Here is a 24,643-nt window from a genome sequence, read left to right as displayed (position 1 = left end):
CAGTTATTCCTCAGCTCCAAAGACTATGGGCTGGAAAGATTCTCTGGTCACAAAGCGCTTTTCTTTTCCTACCAGCAGCCAATATCCCTCCTTTCGGTTACTTTGTGGATGCTGGTAGGTTTCCAAAAGTAGTTCTACCTGCCAAAGGCCTTCCTTGTTAAATTGGGCGGTCTGAATATGCGTACCGCTTTTATCCTCCACTCGAATTACCGGCATATCCATCTTATTTCCCTGCCAAAGAACCTCAACAGGCATCATTACCCGATAAGAATGAGGCTGCTCGGTCTTTAGGAATCCAAAATCCATTTTGTGAAAGGTGTTTCCAACAAAAGTTACCTCTTTGGCATAGCAGCTGTCGCAGGATTCCCAACCCATACGAAATGGTTGCAACTCTACGGAACTGGTGTTGATGAAATGGTTGTAAGCAAGTCGGGTATTTACCGCTCCACCATACCGACAGCCTATCCAGGCAGCGGGAACGTTTGTGTAGACCGTATTGCCCTGAAACACTCCTCCAAACCCCGTGAGCCCACCACCAATATAGAAAGCGGCCGCTTCGGAACCGGACGAAGGATTTGGATGATCTACAGTGATACGATTTCCAAATACAAAATTATCTCCGGCACTGGCACTGTAAAAAAGGGCCCAGGCCATGGGCGTGTATTCCGGATATTCCGGAAAGGAACGCCCACGTACCTCGATGGTATTGTTATACACTTTATTACCAAAGGCTCCGGTCGGGGAACCGGGACTATCCCGGTAATCTGCAATTCGGATGGCTGCAGTACTGAATTCCTCCTTCCCATATTCAGTAGTAGGTGGGGAAGCCTCAATTTTAATTCGGTTATTGAATATTTCGATTCCTTTGTGACGAAAAATCTCTATCCCAGATCCAACCTCAGGGACGATGGTATTTTCATAAATCAGGGAGCTATCCCCCATGGCCATGATGCTGTAATGGTTGGTTACCAGTTGATGGTTCACAAAGGTATTATGATGGATGGAAGACTTTTTTCCCTTAAACACCAGGCATCCCTGCCCTCCGTAAAACGCCGAATAGGCAACTTCCGAAACGCCCTTACCTCTTAGGTCTACGGCATAATGCTGGGAACCGTGGCGGTGAATCAATTGAGGGTTTGCCACCTCAAACCGGCAATGACTTATTCTGGCTTGCGGTACGTCTACTGCTGTCGCATTGATTCCCTGGTTAATAATGGTCACCCCATCCAATATCAGCTCGACATCATCGGCCGTAGATTGGATACCCCAACTCATCACTCCGCCAAATCCGGATTTAATGGTTCCATTTTTGATGGTAACCGTTCCCTTTCCACTCACTTGAGGAATTTCTGGGAGCGGGTTTCCTGTTTGAAAATCAGCTGTATAATCGTAAAAGGCCGCGTGCTGGTTTTCATACAAGTGATCGTAATGCCCTTTGGGATGGGTCTTACCCACGATTCCTATACCCACATCAAATGCCGGGAAAATACCAATTTCATCTACCAGACAGTCGGTATCGGCCTTCACCCGGATCCGGTATTTCCCTGCGGGAAGCCCCTGAATATGAGCCACTATAAAACCGCCACCCAAGCGAGGGCTTTTTTGAAAAACAGGACTGCTTCTTACAGGTCCTGACCCATAATCCGTCATTACCTCTATCACCTCGCCTCGTTCATCTTCCACGAACAAACTGATTTTCATCTCATTGGAAAGGTCCCCTCCCATATCCCTAAAAACCCTACCTGTAATTCCACAGATTGCATAATAAGACCTATTGGCGTATGGTAAATCGATATAAGGGGATAGGATTTCATCTCCTTTCTGTAAACCGAGCAGCTTCTCACCCACAAACGGGCGTGTTTTACTGGTTTCCAACAATTCAGCTCCGGGTGCTTTCGAAAGATCCCATCCGTCCAGGCCGCTTTCAAAGCCTCCGTTTTCCAGGCTATCATAGGCCCCGTCTGCAAACGTAATGGTATGGCCATTCAGGTCCAGTGTAAGGTCTTTTCCCAGAAAGAGGGCGCTTTTTTCAGCGCGAATATCACGGGTCAAAACATAAGTGCTACCTTCTCTTCCGTAGTACCCCGGGCCGTCTATTGGAATAACATTCGGATCTGAGGGTAACGTTGGCGATTGTCCGAAAAGCATCGCTGCAGAAAATGTAAAAACTGCCATCGTAAACCCCGGTTTCAGCCATCTCCCGAATTCAGATATATCCTTACTCATTTCTACTTGTTTTTGAATTTTGAGACACCCATTGCGTCATTGAAAATCATCCAGGCTTAGCCGGGCCAGGCTAATTTTTTCATACGGATGTTGGTCTCCTTTTTCATAAAGGCAAAGGATTTGCCCATTAGGCAATCGGGCCAATGCAGAATAAGCAGCGGGGCCGGCATGGAGGGTCTTGGAGCCCACCCATGTCTTCCCACTATCCCTGCTTAATTTTACCGTAATGTTTTCCCTCTTTGTACTAGCGGGATTTGAAAACAACACCACATCTCCCTCCGGGTCTTTGGGCCAGGAATACCTGAGAAATGCCGCCTGACAAACGGGCTCTACCAATGTCACTGCTTCCACGGGATCGGACCAGGAAATTCCCCCATCCCTGCTTACCGACAAAGCACGCCTGTTCTTTCCGAAATAGGAGCGCATATTCATCAAAAGACTTCCTTTCCCATCGGCCATCTCCACTACCTGACATTCGTTCATCTTAGGTCGAATGGTACCGCCCAGATTCCAGGTTTCCCCCTGATCGTCGCTATAGATCACATGCGAGCCGTATTCAAAGGGCCCTCCCCTTACATCGCCATTTGGGTCATCGTAACTGTGATCCGATGGAATCACCAAACGGCCTTTATCGGGGCCATGTTGGATTTGAATGCCTATTCCTGGACCAGTGGCATACCAGCCCCATTCCGGATTTTTTGTGCTATGGGTAATGTCCTTTGGTTCCGTCCAGGTTTGGCCATGATCGGTGGATTTCATGACAAATACACGGCGGGTATCCTGACTCCTTTTTAGGATGATATCCCCTTCGTGGTCATCTCCCCTATTCCAGGTAAGCAGCAAGTGAATTTCTCCGGTGTTTTCATCCAGCACCGGGGTTGGATTTCCACAGACATTTTCTCCATCATCCCATAGCACCATTTGTTCGGACCAGGTATGTCCCCCGTCCTCTGACCGTTTAAGCAAAAGATCAATGTCTCCGGTATCGCCACTTCCGGATTTTCTACCTTCGACAAAAGCCAGCAAGGAGCCATCTTGCGCTACCAGTAGTGATGGGATTCTATAGGTGTGGTACCCGCCCTCTCCACTTACATACAAGGCTGTTTCATCCCGGTCTTGTGTAGCAGATAGCGAGAGCTGTTCTGCCGTCAGGAAGGGAAAAAAGCCCAAAAAGATTATTAAAAACGAAATCAGCATATTTTCAATTTATTAGTTAACAGTGTGTTGCTTTGATTCGGCATCGTCTGTAGGTCCTGCCGCTATTCTTCCTGAAAATCTGCCGGATACCGGATAATTTTTAATAAAAATTCCTCTTTTAGAAATTCTCTGGCGAGTGCCTGAACCTGTTGCCCTGTAACGCCCAACACCCTATCCGCCGCTCCCAGTACGGTATCCAAAGGCATGTTGCCGCTGATGGCCGCACTAATCTGCCCATGCCAGAAACCATTGCGGCGGAGGTTTTCTTCCAGGGATATCCGTTTGGTTTCCCTTACTTTTTCCAAATCCTCCGCTTCGGGACCATTGGTTTGTATTTTTTCGATTTCCTCCCAGACAGCAGCGGTCAACTCAGGGACCGATTCCGGCGCGCAGGGAAAGTTGATAACAAAGCTAAACCGCTCATTCGGAACCTTGCTTAAGCTTCCTCTGGCACCGACGCCGTAAACACCTCCTATTTGTTCCCGTAAGGATTCGATTAATTTAATGGTCAATATTTCCCCCAGGTACGATAGCTGCTGGGATTTTTCCAGATCATAGGCGGTATCCCCATTGAAATACAGGATCACCTGACTTTTTTCATCTACGCCGACTTTTATCAACTCCGTCTGGTCCTGCGGGGGATTGATGCCCAAATCCCGGAATTGCTCGCTTTCCAACGCAGGATTTCCGGGCAGACTTCCCAGGTATCGCTCCACCATGGGGATTACTAGGTCTAAATCAATATTACCGGTAAACAAAAACTCAAAATCGGCCACATTTGCGAACCTTTCGGTGAAAATCTCCAGACTTTTCTCCACTTCGATGGAATCCAGTTTCTCCGGAGAAAAAATGCCCATCCCTCTGGGATTTCCATTGCTTATTATTTCGTTGACTCGCTTATTAAACTGAAAATCGGGATTAACCTGCGCACTTTCCAATTGATTTTTTTGGTTAGTGAGAAATACCTCCCAAAGCTCTGAATCCATTCTGGGGGCGGTAAAATAGAGGTGAATTAGCTGCAAGGCCAATTCCAGATCCTCTGGAGAAGTACTCCCTGATATGTTTTCGGAATACCTGCCAATATTGGGCGTAACCTGAACATTTTTACCTGCCAACACCTTCCTCAAATCGGAAGGAGAAAAATCTCCCACTCCCATGACGTTTACAGCAGTTCCTGCATAGCTGGCATGGATATGGTCTCTGTCCGGGTACAGGGATGTGCCGCCTTTGCTGGACCCGGTAAACAGAATTTCATCGTTTTTGAAGTCGGTGGGTTTGAAATGGATTTTTAGTCCATTAGCCAATTGTATAATTGTGATGCCGACTTCTTCCACTTCCCGCACCGTCACCACCTTCCCCGATTCGGGTATGGCCAGCATCAGCTCCTCCCTGAGTTCCTTTTCCTGATAGGGGGTCGTTTCTATTTCCTTTGCTTCATTTAGCACGGCCAAAAGCTCGGATTCTGTTGGCAAGGATTCCCTGTCTTTTTCCGGTGCCGTGACGATCACCACGGTATTATTTTCGCGTACCAGCTTATCGACCACGGTATTCACTTCTTCCAAGGTGATTTCCGGGATTACTTCCTGATAAAAACGATTTCGATGAGCCGGATTATCAGCAAAGGTCTCATTTAGAAAGTGTGATACATACCGTCCTACCAGGGACCGTGACTCGGCCTTATCCATTTCCTTAAAGGACCTTTCTGCACTATTCAAAAGCGAACGTTTCACACGTTCAAGTTCACTTTGAGTAAATCCATGTTGGACTGCCCGCCTGTTTTCCTCCAGAAAAGACCGCAATCCTTCCTTGGTTTTGCCCGGTCCCACTACCCCGGAGGTAGTAAAAAACTCCAGCCCTTTGACCAATTTACCATACCTGGCCCCAGCAAAAATAAAGGGCGCGTCCGGCTTTTGTCTGATTTCATCCAGCCGCTGCGTTAGCATCCCACCGACCATTGTTCTCAAAATCCGGTCTTTATAGTCATCATATGTTTCGGTAGCTACCGGTTGGTGCTTGTAATATAATTGTACCTGAATACCGGGGGCTTCTTCATCGGTAATGATTTTCACAAAATTCTCCGCGTGTTCCGGCACCTCATAATAAACACGCTCGGGTGCTTCCACGGGATTTGTAAGGTCTCCAAAGTAGTCTTTGATCAAGGCTTCCACTTTTTCGGGGGCTACATCACCCACCGCCACGATTCCCATTAGGTCCGGACGGTACCAGTCCCTGTAAAAATCCCGGATCACTTCTTCCTCCGCCTCCCGGATAATGTCCATATCGCCAATGGGTAGTCTATTCGCATAGCGGCTTTCGTGTAACAAAACGGGCAAATAGGCATCTCTCATCCGTTGATCCACTCCCTGGCCAGTTCGCCATTCCTCCACGACAATTCCCCGTTCCGCATTAATATCTTCTGAATTCAGCAACAGCCCTCCTGCCCAATCACGCATCACCTGAAACCCATTTTGTATTTTTTCTTCGTCATCAGTAGGAATGGGAAGCATGTACACCGTTTCATCAAAACTGGTATAAGCATTAAGATCACTTCCAAATGCCACACCAATGGATTGTAAATAACTGATGAGTTCATTTTTTTCAAAATGTTCCGACCCATTGAAAGCCATGTGCTCCACAAAATGAGCTAGCCCCAGCTGATCTTCCCTTTCTTGCATGGAGCCGGCTTTGATCGCCAGGCGTAGTTCCAGTTTGTTTTCCGGTTTCGGGTTGTATTGAATATAATATTCCATTCCATTTTCCAATTGACCTGTTTTCACTCTGGAGTCCAGGGGAACGCTGTCGGTGGAAGCAAATTGAGCATTTGAAATGCTGGCAGAAAAACAAAACCAGAGGGCTAAGAGCTTAAATTTTTCCTTCATAAGAAATTGAAAACGAGAATAGACGATATCAAGACGAACAATATGGTGAATAAAAAGCCAAATTGAAAAATATTGCGGTTAAAATGCTAGGTCCGTACGTTTGTTTGGCAGCCATTTCAAAATTTTACCGTAGCAAATTGGAATTCCACTTTCCCCTTACGATCTTACCATTGGATTCTGTCTCTCAACCCATATAATCTATGTTAAAAGCTTATTTTTACATCGGTATGCTTCTTTTGGCTCAAATGGGCTGCTCCTCCTCTCCTATTATGAGCATTGTACTGGATGCTGGTGAGGTGGACCGAAAAAACTGTCCCCTAATAATCCCCTTAAACAAGGATTTGCCAGCTGGAAGTGACTATGAGCTGGTGAATGAAAAAAGCGGAAAGGCCTTTCCTGCACAGGTTTTGGCATCGGGGGATCTTTTGGTATTCATTGACGAGATGCCAGCCGGAACAACCGGCGATTTTGGATTACGTCAAGCTAAAGGAAACGTGTCCAATCGGGTAACAGTAAACCAATCCGAGGAAGGCGTGGAAATTGCGGTTAACGAACAACCCGTTTTATTTTACCAAACGGCTACCGCCATGCCCGATGAAGGGCTTCCCGAATATTATAAAAGAAGCGGGATGATTCACCCTCTCTACAGCCCGGAAGGACAGGTACTGACAGATGCATTCCCTGTGGGTCATACCCATCAACATGCTATATTCAATGCCTGGGTTAATACGCAATTTAAAGGAGAAAAAGTAGATTTCTGGAATCAGCATCAAGAAACCGGAACCGTGGAGCATGTAGATTTGATGCATGTGGAAGAGGGAGTCAATGCTGCCTTATTTGAAAGCTTGCTAAGCCATATTAGTCTGAAACACGGTGAAGTATTAGAGGAGAAATGGAAAGTAGTGGTTTTCCCCACTTCCGATTATTACCTGTTTGACCTGATTTCCGAGCAAACCAACACCAGTAGTGATACCTTGTTTATATTGGATTACCACTATGGGGGCATGGGGTTTCGGGGTTCTAAAGAATGGAATTCCGTGGACTCGGTTCATTATTCGAATACCTGGAACATATTAACCTCGGAGGGATATACCGGAGAAAACGCCAACCACACCCATGCCTCCTGGGTAGCTGCCTTCGGGGAAGTGGAGGGAGAAACCGCCGGAGCCACCGTATTTGGGCATCCTGACAATTTCAGATACCCGCAAGCCATACGCGTTCATCCCACCATGCCTTATTGGGTCTACGCTCCCATGGTAGATGGCGAATTTACCATTGCTCCGGGAGAAACTTTTAAAAGCAGCTTTCGGTATTATGTTCATCAGGGAGAGCCAGACAAAAAGGTGATCGAAAGTATCCGTAATGACCTAATAGATCCCATTGGGGTTGAAATTCTGGATTGAACGCCAGCAAGTAATGACCATATCCTCCAAAATTATTGAGGAGCCGTTTGATTCATAGTCAGTCGGTTAATTTCCAGCAATTCACCTTCATCCAGAACACGGTCAAAAACTGCAAGCCCCCCTATGAGCCCGTTGAAAAAATTCCCCATACCCCTTTGCAACACCACTGCCCCAACGGTGAAATCCGAACCATTATCCCCCAATCCATCAGGGAAATAGTAGGGGTTTTTGGAATGAACCAAACCATCGGGTAATCCGGGAAAAACTTGGGTATTTTTTATGGGCTCAGGCGCTCTTTCCTGAAACTCCCCATCCAGATAGGATTTAATATACGTTCCATCATAGGTGAAAGCAATAAAATGCCATTTCCCTCGGGTCAGTTCCTGATTGCTGGCTGAGTAATCACAGCTATACGGAAATGGAGGAGTGGGACCACCGTTGGCGGATACATGGCCACATACCTGATTGGCACCGTTGTAATGGGGAAGGTCCACAAAAAGTCCGTATTGTCTTTTCCCTCCATCCGTATATTCATTCCACATACCTCCTACAAAACCGGTTTTACCGAACCATTTCACCCAGGCCATGACCGAAATTTCCTGTCCTTTTCCATGAATATTTAGCGCACCGGTCTTCTCATAAGGAAGCGCCAAAAAGACGTTTTTCCCAAAATGGGATGAAAAGCCGGAGAGCGGCCCTTCCTCCATTCGCGCTATCGGGCCGTTCATTTCATTGAGAGGAAAGTCTCCCTTACCTACCGCATTCCTGGGCGTTCCTGCAGGCTCTTTGAAATCCCAAAGGGCCACCAAACCAGTTTTAGCAGTCAATACCTGAATAGGATGCTGTCTACCTAAGCCTACCTGGGACATCATAAAAAATAGAAAAAAAGGAATCTGATAAACTATTGACTTAAACATCCATTTTAAAATTTAAAGCCATTACAATAGAAAATATGGGTTAGTAACCTTTTTATAATGGCAAGATTACTAATTCATTCTATCCTGAATACCTATTTGGCCCCAGACTAAGCAGTACCCTAAAAGAACTTCCATTTCCTATAAAAACAAATCCTTCGGTAAACAACTCATGGTTTTGCTGCAATCAAATTTCTTTGTGCGAGGAAATGTTTTTATATTGTTTCCTTCTACGTTCAAATAAGTAATAAATATACCCATTTTATCTGTTAATATCGCATAATGAGAAAAGTCCATTTTCAACCCATTAAAAGCCTGTTCCTGTTTTTGCTATTTGCATTGATAGTGGCATCCTGTACCAAAAAAGAAACGGAGGAGGTCACTGCATCCGGTCCTCCTAACATTTTGTTTATTTTTTCCGATGATCATGCTTTTCAAGCTATCAGTGCCTATGAGGACCGCTTTTCCAAACTTGCTCCCACACCTAATATTGATAGAATTGCCGATCGGGGGATGCGCTTTGACAGGGCCTATGTAACGAACTCCATTTGTGCGCCTTCCAGGGCTACGATTTTAACCGGGGCACATAGTCATGTAAACGGGCTCCGGACCAATGGTGATATCTTTGACGGGGAACAAATCACCTTTCCGAAGCTATTGAGGGAAAATGGTTATACCACCGCCCTTATTGGTAAATGGCATCTGCGCTCTAAACCCACGGGTTTTGACCATTGGGAAATCCTTCCGGGGCAGGGGCATTATTACAACCCTGATTTTATTTCGGACACCGACACCGGAGCGGTAGAAGGCTATGTGACCGACCTGATCACGGACAAATCCCTAGCATGGCTGGAGGCCAATAAAGCCGATGGAAAACCTTTTATGCTGATGCTTCAACACAAGGCGCCCCACCGGGAATGGGAAAAAGGACCGGATCATCTGGAACTGTACGAAGATGTAGAATTCCCCGAGCCTTTCAACCTTTTTGATGATTACGACACCCGGGGAACCGCCGCAAAAGAGCAGGACATGACCATCCGGGAAACCATGCAGTTAGATTCAGATTTGAAGCTTTGGACGGAAGAAAACAGGAACAAAGGTAGTTTTAACCGCACTTACGGCCGCATGAATGAGGAGCAGCGAGCCGCCTGGGATGCCGTTTACGATCCCATTATTCAGGAATTTCAGGAGAAGAACCTTCAAGGAGAAGAACTGGTCCGCTGGAAATACCAGCGATACATGCGCGATTACCTGGCCACCATCCGTTCCGTTGATGACAACGTGGGCAGGGTATTGGATTATTTGGAGGAAAACGGGCTGGATGAAAACACCCTGATTGTGTATACCTCAGACCAGGGTTTTTACCTGGGAGAGCATGGATGGTTTGACAAGCGCTTTATGTACGAAGAATCCTTTCGTACACCACTACTGATGCAATGGCAAGGTAAAATCCCCGAAGGAACGGTCAACAAGGACCTTGTTTCCAACCTGGATTTTGCGCAGACCTTTTTGGATGTCGCTGGAATTGAAGCTCCCGACCGCATGCAAGGCAGAAGCCTGCTCCCATTAATGACCGGAGACACTCCAGAGAATTGGAGGGATTACCTGTATTACCATTATTATGAATTCCCCGGCGTGCATAGTGTAAACAAACACGAGGGCATCACCGGTGAGAGATTTAAGCTCATGCATTTTTACGAACTGGATGAGTGGGAGATGTACGATCTGCAGGAAGATCCCATGGAGATGAATAATATTTACAATCATCCCGAATACGACTCCATTCAAAGCTCCCTTACTGACCGGTTTAAGCGATTAAAAAGACAATATGGCGTAATTCACCCCAAAAGTGACTATTAACTAAACCCAACCCATGCGAAATAACCTTGTCCTAATTCTCCTGCTGGTGACCGTCGGTTGCGGTGGAGGCAGGAATGGCGAAAACCAACGTAACGTAGAAGGTCCTGTTGATTTAAAAATCATACGGAATGAAGAGACGGGACAGCTTCAGATCCTGAGAAAAGACATGCCGGACCAACCCCTCCTGATACAGGAAACGAAAGAAGGATTTCGGCCCTACATTCATCCTATACGTTCTCCAGATGGGAAAGGAATCTTAACCGAATACAGCCCGGGGCATCATAAGCACCAGACCGGGCTTTATTGGGGGTTTACACGGGTAAACGGACGGGATTTTTTTCACCATCCAGGGGAAAATCATTGGCGAAAGGTGGCGGCGAATGTACTTCAGGGAGAAGGAGAACAAGTGGAATGGCAGACCGTGTACGAAATGCTGGACAGCCTTGGTAACCCCATTCTAACCGAAACCCAAAACTGGACTTTCAGGATGGAAGATCAAAAATATTTTCTGGACCTGGAATGGGTTGGACAGGCGGAAGAAGCTGTTACCATTGGTAAATACGATTACGGAGGTCTTTTTCTAAGAATGCCCTGGTCAGAGGGAATGGATGCCAGGGTTATCAACACCGCAAGACAGCAAAACGATATGGCTGAAGGCCAGCCCTCCATGTGGTTGAATATTGGCATGCAGGTGAAAGGAAGGGACAACCCGGCAAATATTGCCTTGTTTGACCACCCGGAAAACAAAGGGTACCCTCAAAAATGGCGCGTAGACAATCAGTTTGGTGTGGGTCCCGCTTACACCCGGGATGAGGACTGGAACCTGGCAGCGGGTGAAAAATTAGTTCTGAAGCACCGGCTGCTGTTCTATACTGATGAATTTCAAGACCTGGCCTTAACCGAAGCCTGGGGCGAGTATACTGGAAATACCGGAATGTACAATACAACTGCTCTATGGGGCATCGCCCGGGAAGAAGGAAGAAAAGCCAAATTCCTATCTCCGGAAGAGGCCGTGGAAGAAATGACCATCAAAGAAGGTTTTCAGGCCAACGTTTTTGCTTCCGAGCCTATGATTACCCAACCCATGGCTTTTTGCTGGGATGATAAGGGCAGGCTATGGATAGCGGAAAACAAGGATTATGAATCCCGGGGAGACGGATTTTCGAATGCAGGTGATAGTAGAATTCTGATTTTGGAGGATACCGATGGTGACGGACAGGCCGATAAAAAGAAGGTTTTTATGGAAGGCCTGGCTTTTCCTGCGGCACTGGCTATCGGGTTTGAAGGGGTTTATGTAGGTGCTCCACCCAATCTTTTGTTTATCCCGGACAAAGATGGGGATGATCGGGCTGATGTCAATGACATCGAAGTATTGCTGACCGGCTGGGGCATTCGGGACAGGCACGAAACCTTGAATAGCCTTCATTGGGGGCCGGATGGGTGGTTGTATGGACTGCAGGGATTTGCTACGCCTTCCAAAATCAGAAAGCCTGTTGGGGAAGAAACTAAGAAATTGTATTACCATAAGGATCCTTTTCCGGAGAATTTATTGGAGGCGGAAGGTGTGGACATCAATGGAGGTGTCTGGCGGTACCATCCTGTAAAACACGAATTTGAGGTCGTAGCACATGGCTTTAGTAACCCCTGGGGCATCGATTATGACCCCAAAGGGCAATGGATCATGAGCGCCTGCGTGATACCACACCTGTGGCACGTGATCCCGGGTGGAATTTACCACCGGCAGGGAGGCCAACATTTCAATCCTTACGTATATGAAGACATCAAAACCATCACCGACCATAGCCATCGTTCTGCCCATGGTGGAGCCCGAATCTACCAATCCGATGCCTTTCCCGATGAGGAAAGGGGACGGGTATTTATGGCAAATATTCACGAACATGCTGTATTGACAGACGAACTCATTCCAAAAGGCTCTGGATTTACAGGACAGCATGGGGACGATTTCCTATTGGCCAATAATGCACAGTGGGTAGGCTTCAGTATGGAAATAGGCCCTGAGGGCGGTGTATATGTTTTGGACTGGCACGATGCCGATATTTGCGGGCAGGAAGTGTTGCATGGAGAAACAGGCAGAATATTCCGTATCATGCCCGAAAATTCCCGCGCTGAAGAATGGGAAGGCAGGTACGAAGACTTGAATATCCTATCCGATTCAGAACTGGTACAGCTCCAAACCAGTAAAAGTGACTGGCATTCCCGAAGGGCAAGAGGCATTCTCCAGAAAAGGGCTGTAAACAATCCAATAAATGAGGCAAGTATTACCGAATTAAAAGAAATTTTCAACAACCATAAAAATGTCGATTACCGCCTCCGGGCTCTGTGGACCTTACACCAGGTAAACGGTTGGCAACAGCAAGACCTTTTATCCTTGTTGGACGACCGGGATCCATATGTCCGGGCCTGGGGTATACAACTGCTTTGTGAAGACCGGAACCCTCCGACAGTCGCGAGAGAAAAATTTGCCCAAATGGCTAAAACGGATCCATCACCAAGGGTAAGGCTATACCTCGCTTCTGCCTTACAGCGCATCCCCGAACCATGGAAATGGGATTTGGCAGCCGCATTGATGAGCCGGGATGAAGACCGGAATGATCATAACCTGCCCAAGATGATCTGGTTCGGGACCGAATACTTGATTGACAAAAATCCTTCCCGCTTTTTATCCCTTGCCAGGACATCAGAGATACCGCTTTTAGCACAATTCATGGCCCGCAGGGCGGTGGATGGAGATCACATGACTCCTTTACTCTCCGCGATCCGGCAAGCCGAACAAAACAAACAAGTATTACTAAATGGAATGCTTCAGGGAATGGAAGGCAGAACCGATCTTTCCATGCCGGAAGCATGGAGGTCATTAGCCGAGCAAATACAGGGAAATGGAGAAATTGGGCGGCTTGCTGCGCAAATTACGGCACAATTTGGCGACGCAGAAGCTACCCAAAAAGCAATCAATACTTTAACGGCACCGACAGTAACTAATGAAGATAAAATCCAGGCGCTGCAAATGCTTTCGGCACAGCAAAAGCAAGAATTAATTCCCCTCCTACCGAAACTTCTTGAAGTAGAAGCATTGAGATTAGAAGCTATAAAGGCTGTTGCGAGTTACAATCGGGCGGATTTGGGATCAAACTTGATCCGCCTCTATCCCGAGGCATCGGCAGCGCAGAAAACCGCGATTCTGCAATCCCTGGCTTCCAGACCTATTTACGGCAACTTGTTGATGGATGAGATTAAATCCGGAACCATTTCAAAAAAAGACATCCCGGTCACCCTAGCCAGGCAGTTGCACCGGGTGATTGGAAGCGGCTTTATCGAAATTTGGGGCCCCATAGAACATGTGCCCAATGATGAGGCTGCTTACCAACAATACCGAAACCTTCTAACCAAAGAAGCCCTTTCTACGGCAAACCTGCGAGAAGGCAAGCGCCTATTCCAGCAATCCTGTGGTAGTTGTCATAAAATGTTTGCAGAGGGTGCAGATATCGGCCCCGATCTGACGGGTTCGAATCGGCAAGATCCCGATTACATATTACTGAATGTATTGGAGCCAAGTGCCGAAATTCAGGATGCTTACCGTCTGGTAGTTATCACCACCATGGATGGCCGCACGTATACTGGAAATGTGGTCGCAGAAAATCCACGGCAACTTACCCTGAAAATAGCAGGACAAGACCCGGTCCAGATCAATAAATCCTCTATTCAAAACAAAGAGGTTACCAATGTATCACTGATGCCGCCAGGTTTATTTGAGCCTTTATCCAATCAGGAAGTGATAAATTTAATGGCCTATCTCCAAACCCAACAGCAACTCGATTAAGAAGCCTGATACTACCAGAACCTTACACGAAGACCAGCGGTCTGAGTTGTAAGGTGATTCCATTTGGAAGAAGGACTGCCCCAGTTTGGTTGGGGTCCAAAATACTTACCCAAATCGTATTGCAATTTGTAATAAAGTGCGATGTAACGATTTATTTCAAAGTTGATCCCCCCATTTGGAGCAATGATTCCTCGAGTAAAGAGCTGAGTGGAGTTGTTTTCTGAGGATATCATCGGCTGATCGCTTTGGAGCGTGGTAAAGGAAAACCCTGCCTCGGCTCCATAGAAAAAAGAAAAATAATCATTGTAATAATAGTCGTACCGAAAAATGGCTTTGGTTTCCACAATTTGTTGAGATTGACCAACACCTTCGCTATCCGTCCGATGCATTTTGAAAACACCCACATTGGCCCCCCAGGCAATCATATCCGCAGAAAAAGGAGCCTGTTCCTGTCGGGCTGCTCCAATTTCAAACCCAAAAACGGGTGCATAAAGCGCACGCTGTTTACCCAATAAGTACTTATAGGTCAGCCCGCCACTAAGCTCCAACTCCTGAGAATGACTCTTAGATACAGTCAGAAATACGAAAACGAATGCGATTATTGAGAGTACCTTCATAAACTGATGCTAATAAAACCTTGTCTTTGTTCCGGATTCAGATCGCCGGTGTGGAACGATTGCTGATTTCCGCAATTGCAATTTTTATTCCAAAAAATACCCAATGTCAGTTTTCTCCTATTGCTTTATCCTAACAATGTGCAAAAAATTACTTTTAATGAGGCTGGCCCTTATTTTTCTTTTCCTTTCATCACTTTTCAGCTTACCTTTGGAATTGAATCCGGAGACGACCATTGACCATAGAAACGAACGAACATTGCATTTGGCAGTGGCGGGGTAAGCAGCTGCATTTACTCAAGGAAAAAGCCCTTTGGCTGGAAGAAGAAAAATGCCTTTTGGTGGCAGATACTCATTTCGGAAAAGCGCGCCATTTTCGAAAATCGGGAATTCCTGTCCCAGAGTCCGTACATGGAGAAGATTTTGCCATCATGCAGCGATTAATTTTAACCTACAAACCCAGGCAATTTATTTTTTTAGGGGATTTGTTTCACAGCGAGTACAACGAATCCTGGATTCAAATTCTTGATTTCATCCAGTTCAATGATGCCGTTTCCTTTCATTTAATTAAAGGGAACCATGATGTGTTGCCCGAAAAAATGTACCAAAGCAGCCATTTTACCATTCATCCGAAATGCCTGCTCCTGGGCAAGCTATTGTTGAGCCACGAGCCTCAGGATCAGATTCCGGAAGGATATCTGAACGTTTGCGGTCACCTGCATCCCGGGGTTACTATCAAGGGAAAAAGCAAGCAGCGAATTAGATTACCTTGTTTTTTTTATGAGGAAAATTGCCTGGTGATGCCCGCTTTTGGTAAGTTCACCGGTTTGATGACTATTCCTCAGGACAAAGCTTCATTTATCATAGTGACCACAGGCGAGGCAGTGATTCCAATCAAATTAAATAATAAGGTTGGTTAAGTAAATTTACCTGAGTAATTTTGATTCGAATATGTACCTGTCATGAGCGGAAAACAAAGAAAAAAAACGAGGTTGGGGAGCTATAAATTTGCCAGCGTGCTTTTCAGCATCACCCTGTCCTTGCTGATGATTGGGATTTTTGGCGTCGTCATGATTCAGGCCAAAAAGCTGACTAGCCTGATTAGGGAAAACATAGAAGTACAGGTATTCTTAGCCAAAAACTTACAAAAGAACGCCATAGATCAGTTGCTCCAGCAGGTAGAAAATAAGCCCTATGTACTTCGAAGGGGCGAGGAACCGGTGATGCACTTTACATCAAAAGAGGAGGCCGCCAGTCTTTTTCTGGAGGAGGTTGGAGAAGACTTTACACAATTTCTGGATGAAAATCCACTGAGGGACTCTTTTACTTTTTCCATTAGCGAAGAGTTTCAGACTACTGAGGGAATTGCTACCATCGTGGCGGAGTTGGAAGCCATTCCTGGTGTTTTTGAAGTAACCTACATGCAGGATATGGTTGCTTCGATTAATGAAAACTTATTAAAGGTTAGTCTAATAATGGGTACGCTGATATTGATACTTTTAGTGACTGTAGTTATCTTGATTAGCAATACGATTAAATTGGCGTTATTTTCTCAGCGTTTTTTGATCCGTAGCATGCAATTGGTGGGTGCTACCAAAAGTTTTATCAGGCGCCCATTTTTATGGCGCTCTTTTCTTTACGGAGGATTGGCAGGTATATTGGCATCTGGAATTATTTTTGGCTTAATGCAATATGGTAAAAATTTTATTGAAGGGCTCCAATTATTATACGATGCTGAATTATTAGCCTTACTTTTCGGAAGTTTGATTTTATTAGGGGCCTTTATGTCCTGGATTAGCACCTTTCGGTCTATAAACAAATACCTGAATATGTCCCTTGACGATTTATATTAATATTATGAAATCGAGCATGACGAGAACGTCACCTAGTGGGATGATCATAAATCATAAAAGATTCTCCCGATTAAAGATCGGGACAGGCTATCCCGACCTTCGGTGCGGGACAGGTTATGACCGCTGAAAAAAAAATATAAACAGATGAAAAACAACCATTTACCTTTTACCAAAAAAAATTACCAATTGATGTTGACTGGCATTGCGATTATCGTGTTAGGTTTTGTCATCATGGGATTGGATCAGCAGCCACATGGATTCGGTTTTATGGGGTTGACATTAGGCCCGATTGTAGTGCTGTTTGGATTTCTTTTTCAATTTTACGCCATATTTTATAAAAAGAACAATTAATGACATTCTTTGAAGCGGTAATTCTGGGCATAGTCCAGGGACTTACTGAATTTTTACCTGTATCCTCCAGTGGCCATTTGGAGATTGCATCTGCCTTGCTTGGCGGAGATTCAGTTCCTGAGGAAAGTTTATTATTTACGGTAGTGGTCCATTTTGCAACCGCTTTGAGCACACTGGTTGTTTTCAGAAAAGATGTCTATGAGATTACTCGTGGACTTTTCCAATTTAAGAATAACGAAGAAACGCAGTTTTCTGCCAAAATAATTCTGTCCATGATTCCGGCAGTATTCATCGGATTGTTTTTTGAGGAGGAATTGGAGCAGCTTTTTGGGGGGAAGGTTGTTTTCGTGGGCTTTATGTTATTGGTGACAGCCTTACTCCTGTTTTTGGCCGATCACGCAAAAAATACCGGCAAACCGGTTTCCTATATTCATGCCCTGATTATTGGCTTTGCCCAGGCAGTCGCCATGCTACCAGGAATATCCCGATCCGGGGCAACCATATCGACTTCTGTGATGCTGGGAATCGATAAAAACAGGGCTGCTCGATTTTCATTCCTGATGGTGGTTCCCCTGATTTTGGGTAAAATAGGAAAAGACATTATCGATGGAGCCCTTAGTTACCAAAACGAAAAATTTGGAACCATGGTAGTTGCTTTTTTAGCTGCCTTCATTGCTGGCATGGTCGCCTGCACCTGGATGATTCAATTGGTGCGGAGAAGTAAACTCAGTTATTTTTCTGTGTATTGTACCATTGTGGGCCTATTGGCCATTCTTTCCGGCTGGGTATTTTGATGGGGCCTAAAGAACAAGCATATGGAGCCGTATTTTTAGTCAACAAACCCTACCGTTGGACCTCCTTCGATGTCGTCAAAAAAATCAGAAACGCACTTAAAGTAAAAAAAGTCGGACATGCCGGCACGCTGGATCCACTGGCTACCGGGCTGCTGATTATCTGTGCCGGAAAAGAAACTAAAAACATCGAAGGGTATCAGTCCCAGGAAAAAGAATACGAGGGAAGCTTCGTGTTAGGCCAAACAACCGAGTCATTTGATCTGGAGAGAGAGGTGATAAACGTAGCAGACCCTTCGTTTCTGGATGAATCTGCTATCCAAAAGGCTGCAGCATCGCTCACCGGTGAGATCATGCAAATACCCCCCAGTCACTCAGCCATCAAGAAAGATGGTAAACGGGTGTATGAATCGGCCAGAAGAGGAATAACTGTTATATTAGACCCCAGACCGGTAACGGTAAAAAAATTTGAAATTGTCCGCATTTCCTTACCAGAAGTCCATTTTCGGATTCAGTGTTCCAAAGGAACTTATATCCGAAGTTTGGCCCGGGATATGGGAGAAATATTGGGGGTAGGTGCGTACCTTTCTTCTTTAAAACGAACAGCAATTGGGGAATTCAGGTTGGAAAAAGCATGGGAATTGGATGAATTGGTAGAAAAAATCAATAAAGAGCGGAATGAAAATTTATAAATCTCTTGATGATTTTCCAGTGATTACCCGTCCGGTGGTCACAATAGGTACCTTTGACGGAGTTCATTTGGGCCATCAAAAAATCCTCAAAAGAATACATAAGATAGCCCAAAGGATAAAAGGGGAAACCGTATTGGTGACATTTTGGCCTCATCCCAGAATGGTATTGTTTCCCGAGGAGCACGGAGTCAGACTTTTAAGCAGCTTCGATGAAAAGTGTCGCTTGCTGGCCTCATTCGGGGTGGATCATCTCGTGTTTATTCCATTTACTAAAGATTTTTCAGAAATGCCCTCTGAAGAGTTTATCCGTTCGGTGCTCGTTGAAAAGATTCGGACTAAAATTTTGGTAATAGGATACGATCATCGATTTGGGAAAGGTAGAGAAGGAAGCTTTGACCATTTAAAAGCCCGACAAAAGGACTATCATTTTGAGTTGGAGGAAATCCCCCGTCAGGACATCGATAATGTCGGTATTAGCAGCACCAAAATAAGAAAGGCACTAGAGTCGGGTGACATTGCTACAGCCAATGAATTTCTTGGAAAACCATATTCTTTGGAAGGGGTAGTTATACGTGGAGATCAAATCGGTCGCACCCTGGGATTCCCTACCGCCAACATAAAAATTGAAGAATCGAACAAGTTGATCCCCATGGATGGGGCCTATCTTGTTCGTGTAAATACTGGCTCTGATAGCTATGGAGGAATGCTGAATATAGGTAAAAGGCCAACGGTTTCCGGTGCAGTCAAAAACATAGAAGTGAATGTACTGAACTTCGAGGGTGATTTATATGGAAAAAACATTGAAGTTGAGTTTCTGGAATTTTTGAGACCGGAAAAAAAATTCGGAAATTTAGAGGCTTTGAAAGAACAATTGCAAAAGGACCGACAACAAGCGCTTGCCTATTTCGGATCGGGTAAAATCAAACCGCATGATAAATAAAAAGGTAAAAGATGCCGAAGATGCTGTCAGGGACATCACTGATGGATCGGTACTCCTTTTGGGAGGTTTTGGACTTTGCGGCATTCCGGAAGCAGGCATACAAGCGCTTGTAGGAAAAAATGTAAAAGGACTTACCTGTATTTCCAATAATGCAGGCGTCGATGATTTTGGCGTTGGTTTGCTGCTGAAAGAACGAATGATCAAAAAGCTAATCGCCAGTTATGTCGGAGAAAATAAAGAATTCGAAGACCAGTACCGTGCGGGTGAATTGGAGCTCGAACTCATTCCTCAGGGTACCTTGGCAGAACGCATTCGTGCCGGTGGTGCAGGAATTCCCGCTTTTTTCACGCCGGCAGGCATTGGATCTGAGTTGGCAGAAGGAAAAGAAATCCGTGAATTTGACGGCCGCTTGTACTTGCTGGAACGCTGGATCAAGGCGGATTTTGCCCTGGTCAAAGCCTGGAAAGGAGATACTGCCGGAAATTTAATTTATAAGGGTACTGCCAGAAACTTCAATCCTTTGATGGCAGCAGCTGGCAAAATAACCATTGCGGAGGTGGAGCAATTGGTGCCCGCCGGAGAACTGGACCCCAATCAAATTCATACTCCGGGTATTTATGTGCAGCGTATTTTTCAGGGAGCCGGTTATGAAAAAAGAATTGAAAACATCACCGTTTCTCCTTAATTTTTACCCATGCTAAGCAAAGAACAAATAGCCTGCCGAATAGCCAGAGAAATTAAAGATGGACAGTACATCAATTTGGGGATTGGCATACCTACCCTGGTTGCCAACTACATTCCAGACCACCTGCAGGTAGTACTCCAATCTGAAAATGGATTGTTGGGAATCGGTCCCTATCCCCGGTCATCTGAAATCAATCCTGATTTGGTCAATGCTGGCAAAGAGACCATCTCTATGGTCAAGGGTTCCTCTTTGTTTGATTCTGCTGAGGCTTTTTCCATGATCCGTGGAGGGCACATAGACATGGCGATTTTGGGGGCCCTTGAAGTGTCTGAAAATGGAGACATCAGCAACTGGAAAATTGCTTCAGGACTGATAAAAGGGGTGGGAGGAGCCCTGGATCTGGTTGCTTCAGATGCCAAGTTGCTGGTAGCCATGCTGCACTGCCACAAAGACGGAAGTCCTAAATTACGTAAACAATGCAAATTCCCAGTAACCGGAGTACGTTGCGTACATAAGATTTTTACAGACCTGGGCGTATTTAGCATTCTTCCGGAGGGTGGTTTCAAACTACTGGAACGGGCACCAGGTGTGGAGCTGGATGAGATCCGAAATAAAACCGAGGGTAGGTTGGTCATTAAAGGTGAAATTCCTGAAATGACGGGCTTTCAGCAGCAATAGTATCCAACTTTCGGTATTCTTTGTTAGTTTTGCATCCTCAAAAGGTAAACGTACAAAAATGAAAAAATCCGAAATCAAATTCACCGTATCCCTGGACGATAAAAACCTCCCCAAAAGTATTGAATGGGACGCATCTGATAAAGAAGCGGAAGGCATGGAATCCACCAGAAGCATTAGCGTGAATGTTTGGGATAATTTAAATCAGAGCACCTTGCGAATCGACCTTTGGACCAGTGAAATGTCTGTGGCCGAAATGAAGCGGTTCTACATCGATATTTTAGGCGGCATGGGCCAAACCATCCTGAACAGTACCGGAGACGAGTATTTTTCAGAAGAAATAAAAGCGCTTTGCGACCGCTTGGTTACGCATGTCAACGAAGAAAACAAATCAAAGTAACAGGCCGAAAAGCCTCAAAACCCGATGCCCCTATATTTTGGGGCTTTTTTTATTCCTTCATTTACTATTTCTCAATCATTTCTACTTCGAAATTTTGTTTTTGTTAACGGCGTTTTGAAGGCGTCCTAAATCTCTAGCAAATTCACTAGCGGATGTGAAACCAATGAGCAATTGTTAGTTAGATGCTAATTCCTGGTTTCGTTAATAGGACCTTTTCGTTTAATTTCAACGATATTGGCCAGATAGGTTCATTCCTTAAGAAGTCACATAAATTAAAACAATGTTGGATTTTTATTACCTTACCCTAATAATTTTCGTTAAATGATCAACAGACTCATTATAATTCAATGCTCAAATAATTCAACTGTTTTGATAATTTTGAATGGAATAATCAAAATAAGATCAAAAGAACTGTAAATTTTAACCCTAGCTTATCATGAAAAACGTTACAATGTATTTCAGGCCAGGCTTTTGGTCACTAATTCTGGGGTTTTTCATTTCTTTTTCCCAACTAAGCGCCCAAAGCACCACCTCTATTTCGGGAAAAGTGACGGAATCCGAAACCAATGAACCCTTAATCGGAGTCAACATACTCGTAAAAGGAAAGGTTATCGGAACCATCACAGACCTAAACGGTGATTTTAATTTAACCGTCAGCCAATCGCCTCCCCTCACCCTTGTCTTTTCAATGATCGGTTTTGCCACCAGAGAAATTCAAATTACCGAAAACGAGGTAACTAACCTTCAGGTCGAATTGGAAGAACAAACCTTGTTGGGACAGGAAGTCGTGGTCTCTGCGTCCCGGGTAGAAGAAAGCATCCTTCAGTCTCCGGTCACTATTGAGAAAATGGACATACTGGACATCAGGGAAACAGCCAGTGATACTTACTATAAAGCTATCGCTAACCTCAAAGGGGTGGACGTCACCAGCACCTCCATTAATTTTCAAATCCTGAATGCGCGGGGTTTCAACTCTACGGGTAATACCCGGTTTGTCCAGTTGACGGATGGAATGGATACCCAGGCTCCGGCATTGAATTTCCCTATAGGCAATCTCAACGGACCTTCAGAATTGGACGTGGAGAGTGTGGAGTTTATACCGGGAGCATCTTCCGCCCTTTACGGCCCCAATGCCTTTAACGGTATTTTATTGATCAATAGCAAAAGTCCGTTCGAGTACCAGGGATTGAGTGCTTTTTATAAACAAGGAATGAATCATTTTGGAGGAAGACCGGGTGAGCCAAGTTCTCCCCAACCCATGTTTGAGGGCTCCATTCGGTATGCCAAGGCCTTTAATAACAAGCTGGCGTTTAAGCTAAGCGCATCCTTTATGGAGGCAGAAGACTGGTACGGAACGGACCAGACCGATCTCAACCAGCGGGCACAAGGAGATTTACCATTCAACCCAGGTGAAAATAGGGTGCATGTGTTTGGGGATGAGGTTGCCAATAATATCGGTTTGTTGAGAAATGTGGGTGCCATACAGCAGCAAGCCAGTGCATTGGGGTTGGGGGGCTATATTGGCAGCATTCCAGATCAGGTTGTATCGAGAACAGGTTATGATGAACGCGACCTGGTGGACTATGGAGCCAAAAACTACAAGGTAAGTGGTGCTATCCATTACCGTGTAAATGACCAGGCAGAATTATCCTACACGATGAATTACGGTTCAGGAACCTCTGTCTATACGGGTGCTCAGCGTTATTCATTAAATAATTTTAACATCACCCAACACAAACTGGAATTAAAGGCAGACAGCTATTTTGTGAGGGCCTACACCACGCGGGAAAATTCCGGGGATTCCTACATTGCCGACCTGACTGGGGTCAATATTAATGAACAATGGAAGGGAAACGCGCAATGGTTTGGAGAATATACATTGAATTACATGGGTGCCCTTGCCCTACAGCAGGTGGCTCCTGGCACCATGGGGACAGCGAGTCAACAAACGGAAGCCCACCGGTTTGCCAGGACCCAGGCTGATCAAGGAAGGTTTATTCCTGGAACATCTGAATTTGAAAATGCCGAAAGGAACATTCGGGCAGACTTTATTCCGCAGGGCTCTTTGTTTAATGACCGATCTCGAATGTATATGGCCGAAGGACAATACAATTTCAAAAATGAAATTGATTTTATGGACCTTCAGGCAGGTGCTTCTTATCGGGTTTATGACCTTAGATCCAACGGAACTATCTTCGCTGACGTGGAAGGCAATGATATTTCTGTGACAGAAATTGGAGGCTATGCTCAGGCTTCCAAGCGGGTTTTTCAGGAAAAATTAAAACTTACTGGTTCGGTCCGATACGACAAGAATGAGAATTTTGATGGCCAGTTTAGTCCCCGGATTTCAGGGGTATTTACGGAGGGAAGCAGTAACTTTCGGCTTTCTTACCAGACGGGGTTCCGAATGCCGACCACCCAGGCCCAGCACATTGATTTAAATGTGGTTTCCGCACGCTTGATTGCCGGCCTGCCCTATTATAGAGAAAAATACACTATTTTTGAAAATGCCTTTTCTCTGGCTTCAGTTCAGAAATATACAGAAGCAGTGGCATCAGGCGCAAGCCCGGTAGCTGCCTCCGCAACTAACTTATTGGAGCAAGTCACCGATTTGCCGGCTCTCAGGCCTGAAAAAGTCAATTCTATAGAAGTGGGCTATAAAGGCTTATTGGCCGATAACCGCTTATTGATTGACATGGCTTATTACTATAATGTTTACAATGATTTTATATCCCAAACGGCCATACGCAAAGCTCCGGGACCAGTGTATCCAGGAGCTTCACCGGCCACCGATCAGGGGGCAATTAACTCCGTCAATGCCCCTACCCTATTGACACCCGTAACCATCCCCGGTCAGGAAAACACCTTTCAAACGTACACCAATATTGTAGACCGAGAGGTAAAAGCCCATGGTGCGGTTATTGGCGTTACTTATAGCCTACCCAACGATTACACCATTGGTGGAAATTATAATTTCAACCGAATGATCACGGTTTTCGAGGAAGGTTTTTTGTCCGAATTCAATACGCCTGAGCATAAATACAACATTAACTTCGGTAACCGAAAACTCACTAAAAACCTGGGATTTAACGTAGCCTACAGGTTCCAGACCGCATTTCGCTGGGAATCTTCCTTTGCAAGAGGGGACGTACCGGAAGTACATAATGTGGATGCGCATGTATCGTATAAGTTAAAGAGCTTAAAATCAGTGGTGAAATTGGGCGGCTCGAACATTTTCAACAACCGGTACTTTCTAAATTTCGGAGGGCCTACCATTGGAGCCATTTATTACGTTTCCATAACCTTTGACGAGTTGCTCAACTAA

At 45.3% G+C, this 24,643-nt stretch carries 18 protein-coding genes; 13 read left to right on the top strand and 5 right to left on the bottom strand.

The annotated features are described in order from the left end of the window. Window positions 1–3: 3 nt before the first annotated feature. From GKS34_RS20725 to GKS34_RS20715, 3 genes are all read right to left on the bottom strand, one after another. A complete protein-coding gene (locus GKS34_RS20725; protein WP_163386903.1) occupies window positions 4–2,226 on the bottom strand; it encodes a right-handed parallel beta-helix repeat-containing protein in 2,223 nt (740 codons plus the stop codon). A 36-nt stretch (window positions 2,227–2,262) separates the two neighbouring features. Continuing rightward, window positions 2,263–3,423 (bottom strand): sialidase family protein, encoded by a 1,161-nt coding sequence (locus tag GKS34_RS20720; protein ID WP_163386902.1) that lies wholly within the window; start codon window positions 3,421–3,423, stop codon window positions 2,263–2,265. A 62-nt stretch (window positions 3,424–3,485) separates the two neighbouring features. Then, window positions 3,486–6,302 carry a M16 family metallopeptidase gene (locus GKS34_RS20715; RefSeq protein ID WP_163386901.1) on the bottom strand — a complete coding sequence of 939 codons (2,817 nt, stop codon included), beginning with the start codon at window positions 6,300–6,302 and terminating at the stop codon, window positions 3,486–3,488. Between the two features lie 200 nt (window positions 6,303–6,502). Here GKS34_RS20715 and GKS34_RS20710 point away from each other — a divergent pair, with 200 nt between their 5' ends. Continuing rightward, window positions 6,503–7,705 (top strand): DUF6807 domain-containing protein, encoded by a 1,203-nt coding sequence (locus GKS34_RS20710; RefSeq protein WP_163386900.1) that lies wholly within the window; start codon window positions 6,503–6,505, stop codon window positions 7,703–7,705. Window positions 7,706–7,737: 32 nt separating this feature from the next. Here GKS34_RS20710 and GKS34_RS20705 read toward each other — a convergent pair whose 3' ends face one another. Continuing rightward, complete coding sequence (locus tag GKS34_RS20705) at window positions 7,738–8,622, bottom strand: LamG-like jellyroll fold domain-containing protein (protein WP_163386899.1); 885 nt, start codon at window positions 8,620–8,622, stop codon at window positions 7,738–7,740. A 279-nt stretch (window positions 8,623–8,901) separates the two neighbouring features. Between GKS34_RS20705 and GKS34_RS20700 the strand changes: the two genes are divergently transcribed. Next, window positions 8,902–10,479: a sulfatase family protein gene (locus GKS34_RS20700; protein ID WP_205602120.1), complete on the top strand. Its 1,578-nt coding sequence runs from the start codon at window positions 8,902–8,904 to the stop codon at window positions 10,477–10,479. Between the two features lie 13 nt (window positions 10,480–10,492). Next, entirely contained in the window at window positions 10,493–14,317 is a 3,825-nt protein-coding gene (locus tag GKS34_RS20695; RefSeq protein WP_163386898.1) for a PVC-type heme-binding CxxCH protein, read from the top strand. 11 nt (window positions 14,318–14,328) lie between these two features. Here GKS34_RS20695 and GKS34_RS20690 read toward each other — a convergent pair whose 3' ends face one another. Further along, window positions 14,329–14,934 carry a hypothetical protein gene (locus GKS34_RS20690; RefSeq protein WP_163386897.1) on the bottom strand — a complete coding sequence of 202 codons (606 nt, stop codon included), beginning with the start codon at window positions 14,932–14,934 and terminating at the stop codon, window positions 14,329–14,331. 233 nt (window positions 14,935–15,167) lie between these two features. Between GKS34_RS20690 and pdeM the strand changes: the two genes are divergently transcribed. The 10 genes from pdeM (at window position 15,168) to GKS34_RS20640 (ending at window position 24,643) form a co-directional block, all read left to right on the top strand. Further along, complete coding sequence (pdeM, locus tag GKS34_RS20685; RefSeq protein WP_163386896.1) at window positions 15,168–15,851, top strand: ligase-associated DNA damage response endonuclease PdeM; 684 nt, start codon at window positions 15,168–15,170, stop codon at window positions 15,849–15,851. 42 nt (window positions 15,852–15,893) lie between these two features. Next, window positions 15,894–16,784, top strand: coding sequence for a cell division protein FtsX (locus tag GKS34_RS20680; protein ID WP_163386895.1), 891 nt, complete (start codon window positions 15,894–15,896; stop codon window positions 16,782–16,784). Window positions 16,785–16,928: 144 nt separating this feature from the next. Then, window positions 16,929–17,135 carry a DUF3098 domain-containing protein gene (locus GKS34_RS20675; RefSeq protein ID WP_163386894.1) on the top strand — a complete coding sequence of 69 codons (207 nt, stop codon included), beginning with the start codon at window positions 16,929–16,931 and terminating at the stop codon, window positions 17,133–17,135. Further along, window positions 17,135–17,929 carry an undecaprenyl-diphosphate phosphatase gene (locus tag GKS34_RS20670; RefSeq protein WP_163386893.1) on the top strand — a complete coding sequence of 265 codons (795 nt, stop codon included), beginning with the start codon at window positions 17,135–17,137 and terminating at the stop codon, window positions 17,927–17,929. Before GKS34_RS20675 ends, GKS34_RS20670 begins: the two co-directional genes overlap by 1 nt. Then, window positions 17,929–18,618 (top strand): tRNA pseudouridine(55) synthase TruB, encoded by a 690-nt coding sequence (gene truB, locus GKS34_RS20665; protein ID WP_163386892.1) that lies wholly within the window; start codon window positions 17,929–17,931, stop codon window positions 18,616–18,618. The genes GKS34_RS20670 and truB overlap by 1 nt, the downstream gene beginning before the upstream one ends. Next, entirely contained in the window at window positions 18,605–19,558 is a 954-nt protein-coding gene (locus GKS34_RS20660; RefSeq protein WP_163386891.1) for a bifunctional riboflavin kinase/FAD synthetase, read from the top strand. The genes truB and GKS34_RS20660 overlap by 14 nt, the downstream gene beginning before the upstream one ends. After that, window positions 19,548–20,243 (top strand): CoA transferase subunit A, encoded by a 696-nt coding sequence (locus tag GKS34_RS20655; RefSeq protein WP_163386890.1) that lies wholly within the window; start codon window positions 19,548–19,550, stop codon window positions 20,241–20,243. Before GKS34_RS20660 ends, GKS34_RS20655 begins: the two co-directional genes overlap by 11 nt. A 9-nt stretch (window positions 20,244–20,252) precedes the next feature. After that, complete coding sequence (locus GKS34_RS20650; RefSeq protein ID WP_163386889.1) at window positions 20,253–20,921, top strand: 3-oxoacid CoA-transferase subunit B; 669 nt, start codon at window positions 20,253–20,255, stop codon at window positions 20,919–20,921. 58 nt (window positions 20,922–20,979) lie between these two features. Next, window positions 20,980–21,318, top strand: a complete 339-nt coding sequence (gene gldC, locus GKS34_RS20645; RefSeq protein WP_163386888.1) for a gliding motility protein GldC — start codon at window positions 20,980–20,982, stop codon at window positions 21,316–21,318. Window positions 21,319–21,754: 436 nt separating this feature from the next. Beyond that, a complete protein-coding gene (locus tag GKS34_RS20640; RefSeq protein ID WP_240459395.1) occupies window positions 21,755–24,643 on the top strand; it encodes a TonB-dependent receptor in 2,889 nt (962 codons plus the stop codon).

Source organism: Cyclobacterium jeungdonense (genome assembly GCF_010994275.1).
Taxonomy (GTDB): Bacteria; Bacteroidota; Bacteroidia; order Cytophagales; family Cyclobacteriaceae; genus Cyclobacterium; species Cyclobacterium jeungdonense.
The sequence above is the reverse complement of the archived record's forward strand: the minus strand, read 5'-3'. Positions and strand labels throughout refer to the sequence as shown.

What these genes read in the sequence shown, in the direction of transcription:
- GKS34_RS20675 (WP_163386894.1), top strand. Translation starts at nt 16,929, where the DNA reads ATGAAAAACAACCATTTACCTTTTACCAAAAAAAATTACCAATTGATG.
- GKS34_RS20655 (WP_163386890.1), top strand. Translation starts at nt 19,548, where the DNA reads ATGATAAATAAAAAGGTAAAAGATGCCGAAGATGCTGTCAGGGACATC.
- GKS34_RS20705 (WP_163386899.1), bottom strand. Translation starts at nt 8,622, where the DNA reads ATGTTTAAGTCAATAGTTTATCAGATTCCTTTTTTTCTATTTTTTATG.
- GKS34_RS20710 (WP_163386900.1), top strand. Translation starts at nt 6,503, where the DNA reads ATGTTAAAAGCTTATTTTTACATCGGTATGCTTCTTTTGGCTCAAATG.
- GKS34_RS20670 (WP_163386893.1), top strand. Translation starts at nt 17,135, where the DNA reads ATGACATTCTTTGAAGCGGTAATTCTGGGCATAGTCCAGGGACTTACT.
- GKS34_RS20680 (WP_163386895.1), top strand. Translation starts at nt 15,894, where the DNA reads ATGAGCGGAAAACAAAGAAAAAAAACGAGGTTGGGGAGCTATAAATTT.
- GKS34_RS20690 (WP_163386897.1), bottom strand. Translation starts at nt 14,934, where the DNA reads ATGAAGGTACTCTCAATAATCGCATTCGTTTTCGTATTTCTGACTGTA.
- GKS34_RS20715 (WP_163386901.1), bottom strand. Translation starts at nt 6,302, where the DNA reads ATGAAGGAAAAATTTAAGCTCTTAGCCCTCTGGTTTTGTTTTTCTGCC.
- GKS34_RS20660 (WP_163386891.1), top strand. Translation starts at nt 18,605, where the DNA reads ATGAAAATTTATAAATCTCTTGATGATTTTCCAGTGATTACCCGTCCG.
- GKS34_RS20650 (WP_163386889.1), top strand. Translation starts at nt 20,253, where the DNA reads ATGCTAAGCAAAGAACAAATAGCCTGCCGAATAGCCAGAGAAATTAAA.
- GKS34_RS20695 (WP_163386898.1), top strand. Translation starts at nt 10,493, where the DNA reads ATGCGAAATAACCTTGTCCTAATTCTCCTGCTGGTGACCGTCGGTTGC.
- GKS34_RS20700 (WP_205602120.1), top strand. Translation starts at nt 8,902, where the DNA reads ATGAGAAAAGTCCATTTTCAACCCATTAAAAGCCTGTTCCTGTTTTTG.
- GKS34_RS20725 (WP_163386903.1), bottom strand. Translation starts at nt 2,226, where the DNA reads ATGAGTAAGGATATATCTGAATTCGGGAGATGGCTGAAACCGGGGTTT.
- GKS34_RS20640 (WP_240459395.1), top strand. Translation starts at nt 21,755, where the DNA reads ATGAAAAACGTTACAATGTATTTCAGGCCAGGCTTTTGGTCACTAATT.
- GKS34_RS20720 (WP_163386902.1), bottom strand. Translation starts at nt 3,423, where the DNA reads ATGCTGATTTCGTTTTTAATAATCTTTTTGGGCTTTTTTCCCTTCCTG.
- gldC (WP_163386888.1), top strand. Translation starts at nt 20,980, where the DNA reads ATGAAAAAATCCGAAATCAAATTCACCGTATCCCTGGACGATAAAAAC.
- truB (WP_163386892.1), top strand. Translation starts at nt 17,929, where the DNA reads ATGGGGCCTAAAGAACAAGCATATGGAGCCGTATTTTTAGTCAACAAA.